This is a genomic window from Azospirillum sp. B4 (genome assembly GCF_000333275.1).
In the GTDB taxonomy this organism is placed as follows: domain Bacteria; phylum Pseudomonadota; class Alphaproteobacteria; order Azospirillales; family Azospirillaceae; genus Nitrospirillum.
The window spans coordinates 1-4,998 of record NZ_BACU01000026.1 but is presented as its reverse complement, the minus strand read 5'-3'; the positions used below and the strand labels follow the sequence as shown (position 1 = coordinate 4,998).

General features: G+C 68.7%; 2 protein-coding genes and 1 pseudogene. 1 reads left to right on the top strand and 2 read right to left on the bottom strand.

Annotated elements, in window-relative coordinates; all coding sequences use genetic code 11:
* Positions 1-425, top strand: a pseudogene (locus I55_RS36700) (hypothetical protein); the annotation flags it as partial.
* 74 nt (positions 426-499) lie between these two features.
* Here the strand turns inward: I55_RS36700 and I55_RS01025 are convergent.
* Both I55_RS01025 and I55_RS01020 read right to left on the bottom strand, forming a co-directional pair.
* Positions 500-3,616: an efflux RND transporter permease subunit gene (locus I55_RS01025; RefSeq protein WP_044558566.1), complete on the bottom strand. Its 3,117-nt coding sequence runs from the start codon at positions 3,614-3,616 to the stop codon at positions 500-502.
* A complete protein-coding gene (locus tag I55_RS01020) occupies positions 3,613-4,893 on the bottom strand; it encodes an efflux RND transporter permease subunit (protein WP_083900738.1) in 1,281 nt (426 codons plus the stop codon). Before I55_RS01020 ends, I55_RS01025 begins: the two co-directional genes overlap by 4 nt.
* Between the last annotated feature and the right edge of the window lie 105 nt (positions 4,894-4,998).

Sequence of the window (4,998 nt, the reverse complement as noted above, 5' to 3'; positions counted from 1 at the left end):
CCCTGGTGAAGAGGGCTGTCGGCCCCGCCTGCGACGGCCTGGTGCTGAAGGGCCGGCCGGCCACCGCCCCGGCCACGGCCTGGGACGCGCCCCCGCCGGCACTCACCCGCGTCCGCCCGCTGCTGGAGCTGGTGATGGCCGCCGGCCTCAAGCGGGTGGACGTGTTGCGCCTGGGCCTGCGGGGGGGCGCCGACCTGGCCCTCATCCCCTTCCTGCAGGCCGCCCCCCAGGCCCTGCGCCCCCGCCTGATCGTGGTCGATCGGCGCGGCGCCAAGGGCTGGGCCGTGGACCTGCCGGCCACCCTGGCGCTTTACGGCTATCACGCCCGCGGCAGCACGCCCGACGCCCTGCTGTTCCAGGGCGAGGGCGTGACCGACAGCGGCGCCCTGTGGGAACCGGCCGACTGGTCCCTGATCGCTTCGTAAGGTTGGTCTTGGCGCAAAAGGAAAGGGCCCGCTGGATCACCCCGGCGGGCCCTTTGCTTTACCGTGTGCGGCGCTCAGTGACGTTCCACCCCGGCCATGGCGGCGTGCAGGCGGGACAGTTTGGCCTTCTTCTGCCGGGGCCGCAGGGCCAGGTAGATGACCGGCGTGGTGTACAGCGTGATGAACTGCGACACCAGCAGGCCGCCCACCAGGGCCACGCCCAGCGGCTGGCGCAGCTCGGCGCCGGTGCCGCCGCCGATGGCCAGGGGCACGGCGCCCAACAGCGCCGTCAGCGTGGTCATGGTGATGGGACGGAAGCGTTCGCGGCAGGCCTCGGTGATGGCGTCCACCGGCGACATGCCGTGGATGCGCTCCGCCGCCAGGGCGAAGTCCACCAGCATGATGGCGTTCTTCTTCACGATGCCCATCAGCAGGATGATGCCGATGAAGGAGATCATCGACAGCTCGAACCCCGTGGCCATCAGCGCCAGGATGGCGCCGATGCCGGCGGACGGCAGGGTGGACAGGATGGTGATGGGCTGGGCCCAGCTCTCGTACAGCATGCCCAGCACGATGTAGATGGTCACCAGCGCCGCCAGGATCAGCAGGGGCTGGCCCTGGTTCTGCTGCTGGAAGATGCGGGCGATGCCGCCCACCTCGACCCGCATGCTGGCCGGCATGGCCAGTTCCGTCACCGCCTGCTGCGCCCGGTTCAGCGCGTCCACCTGGGCCACGCCGTCGGCCAGGTTGAAGCTCAAGGTGGAGGAGGGGTATTGCCCCTCATGGGTCACCGACAGGGGCGATTCCTGCACCTTCACCGTGGCGAAGGCGGACAGCGGCACCATCCCCGCCACCGACTTCACATAGATGCGCACCAGGTCGTCCGGCCCCTTCTGCTCATTGGGTGTGGCTTCCAGAACCACATGGTACTGGTTGCGGGCGCCGTACAGGGTGCTGACCTGTTTCTGGCTGAAGGCGTTGCCCAAGGCCGCGTCCACGTCCGACGGCGTCAGGCTCATGCGTGAGGCCAGGTCGCGGTTGATCACCACCTTGGCGTCCAGACCGGCCTTGTCCTGATCGGAGCTGACGTCCTGGAAATATTCCGGCAGCTCCTTCAGATGGGCCACCAGCTTGGGCACCCACTCATAGAGGTCATCCAGGTTATCGCTCAGAAGCGAGACCTGGAATTGCGAGTCGCTGCTGCGGCCGCCGAAGCGCAGGTCCTGCTCCGCCTGCAGGAAGACCTGCAGGGCCTCCAGCCGGGCGAACTTGGGCCGCAGTCGGGCGATGACCTGGTCGGCCGTGGCGTCGCGCTGGTTCCGGGGCTTCAGGGAGATGGTCATGCTACCGGTGTTGGCGCTGCTGCCGCCAGGTCCGCCGCCGCCGCCGCCAGTGGTGCCGCCGATGGCCTCCACCGCCGGGTCGGCGGCGATGATCTTCACCACCTCCTGCATGCGGCGCTGCATGGTCTGGAAGGAGGTATCGGCCGAGGCGCGGACGCTGCCGCGCAGCAGACCGGTGTCCTGCTGCGGGAAGCCGCCCTTGGGCACCACGCCATAGAGGTAGACGGTGCCGACGATGGTGCCGATCGCCACGAACAGCATGAAGACGCGGTGGCGCATCACCCAGCCCAGGCCCCGCATGTACAGGTTGGTGGCGGCGTCCAACGGCCGGCCCACCCAGCGGTCGGCCCAGTTCTCCTTGCGATCCTTGGCGTGGTCGATGAAGCGGGCGCACATCATGGGCGTCAGCGTCACCGACACGATGCCGGACACCAGGATGGCGGCCGTCAGGGTCATGGCGAATTCATGGAACAGCCGCCCCGCCAGCCCCCCCATGAAGATGATGGGCACGAACACGGCCACCAGCGACAGGGTCATGGAAACGATGGTGAAGCCGATCTCCCGCGCGCCGTCCAGGGCCGCCTGCAGGGGCGGCTTGCCCATCTCGCGGTGGCGGACGGCGTTCTCGATCATGACGATGGCGTCGTCGACGACGAAGCCGACGCTGATGGTCAGGGCCATCAGCGACAGGTTGTCCATGCTGTAATCCAGCAGCCACATGACGGCGAAGGTGCCGGCCAGTGACAGGGGCACGGCGGTGGCCGCCGCCAGGGTGGGGGCCAGGCGTCGCAGGAACAGGCCCACCACCAGGATGACCAGGCCGATGGAGATCATCATGGTGATCTGCACGTCGTCCACGCTGGCGCGGATGGTGCCGGTCTGGTCGTTCACCACGTGGATCTCGATGCCCGGCGGCAGCCATTTCTGGATCTGGTCCAGGTTGGACTTGATCAGGTCCACCGTCTTGATGACGTTGGCCCCCGGTTGCTTCAGCACGCTGACCAGCACCGCCGGCTGGGTTCCGAACCAGCCCGCCTGCCGGATGTTTTCCGAACTGTTCAGCACCGTGGCCACGTCGCCCAGGCGGAAGACGGTGCCGGTGGTGGTGCGCACGATCAGGTCGCGATAATCCTGCGCCTTCAGCATGGTGTCGTTGGTGGTCACCGTCATCAGCGTGTCTTCGCCATCCATGGTGCCCACGGGCTGGCTGACGTTGGCGTTGGTGATGGCGGTGCTGATGTCGGCCAGGCTGATCTTGCGCGCGGCCAGGGCGTTCACGTCCACCTGAACGCGGATGGCGGACTTCTCGCCACCCGCCGCCGAGGCCTGGGCCACGCCTTCGATCTGCGACAGGCGCTGGGCCAGGATGCCGTCGGCGGCGTCGAATATGGCCTGGTTGGTCAGGGTCTTGGACGTCAGCGCCAGCGTCATGATGGGCCGGCCGTTGGGGTTGGCCTTGCGGAAGGTGGGCTGGCTGGTCAGGCCCGACGGCAGGTCGGTGGCGGCGGCGCTGATGGCCGCCTGCACGTCGCGGGCGGCGTCCGTCACCGGCCGGTTGACGTCGAACTGCAGGATGATGGTGCTGACGCCCAGCGACGTGGACGAGGTCATCTCGTTCACGCCGGCGATCTCGCCCAGGTGCCGCTCCAGCGGGGCGGTCACCGTCGCGGCCATGGTCACGGGGTCGGCCCCCGATTCCCTGGCCTGAACGAAGATGATGGGCAGGTCGGTGTTGGGCAGCGAGGCAACGGGCAGGAAGGCGTAGGCCACCGCCCCCACCATGGCCAGGCCCAGGGCCAGCAGCGCCGTGCCGATGGGCCGCCGGATGAAGGGTTCGGAGATGCTCATGGGATGTCCGCCCTCACTCCGCCAGGCCGGTCAGGGGCGGTGGGGCGTTGGGGGGGCGGCGCGTCGCCCGCCCGCTCCGACCCGGTGCGGCGGGCGACCCAGGCGCGCAGCCGCTCCATGTACAGATAGATGACCGGCGTGGTGTACAGGGTCAGCATTTGCGACAGGATCAGGCCGCCGACGATGGTGATGCCCAGGGGCCGTCGCAGCTCCGACCCCGTGCCATGCTCCAGCGCCAGCGGCAGCGCGCCCAGCAGGGCCGCCATGGTGGTCATCATGATGGGGCGGAAGCGCAGCAGGCAGGCCTCGACGATCGAGTCGTGCGCCGACTTGCCTTCCACCCGCTCCGCCTCGATGGCGAAGTCGATCATCATGATGGCGTTCTTCTTGACGATACCCATCAGCAGCACGATGCCGATCAGGGCCACCAGCGACAGGTCGTTGCCGGTCAGCCACAGGGCCAGCAGGGCGCCGATGCCGGCCGATGGCAGGGTCGACAGGATGGTCACCGGGTGGATGATGCTTTCGTACAGCACACCCAGCACGATGTAGATGGTGACCACGGCGGCGGCGATCAGCCACGGCTCGCTCTCGATCGATGTCTGGAACTCCGCCGCCTCGCCGGCGAAGGATCCGGTCACCGTGTCCGGCATGCCGATGTCCTTCTCCGCCTGGCTGACGGCGTCCACGGCGTCGCCCAAGGACTGGCCCTCGGCCAGGTTGAAGGTCACCGTCAGGGCCGGGAACTGCGCCTGGTGGTTCACGGTCAGCGGCGCGGCGGTGGTGGTGATCTGCACCAGGGAACTCAGCGGCACCTGGGTGTTGGTGGTGGTCTGCGTGCTTTGCGCCACCGCGTTCACCGACACCGGCCCGCCCGTGCTGGGCACGTACAGGCGGCCCAGCGCCTCCGGATTGGCCTGCAGCTTCTCCGGCACCTCGAGCACCACGCGGTACTGGTTCATCTGGGCATAGATGGTGGAGATCTGGCGCTGGCCGAAGGCGTCGTACAGCACGTCGTCAATGCTCTGGATGCTGACGCCCAGGCGGGAGGCCAGGGCGCGGTCCACGGTCAGCAGGACCTGGCGGCCGTTGGTCTGCTGGTCGCTGGCCACATCGCGGAACTGGGGCAGGGTGCGCAGCTTGGCCACCAGCTTGGGCGCCCATTCCGCCAGCTCCACGCCATCGGCGTCGGCCAGGGTGTACTGGTACTGGGTGCGGCTGGCGCNGGCGCCGATCTGGATGTCCTGCACCGACTGCACGTAGACCTCGCCCTGCACCTCCACAGCGCGTGGCTGAGGCGCACGGCGATGGCGTCGGCGTTGGCCGAGCGCTCGTCCCGGGGCTCAGGCCCACGGACAGTGGGCCGTGTTGGGGGTGGGGTT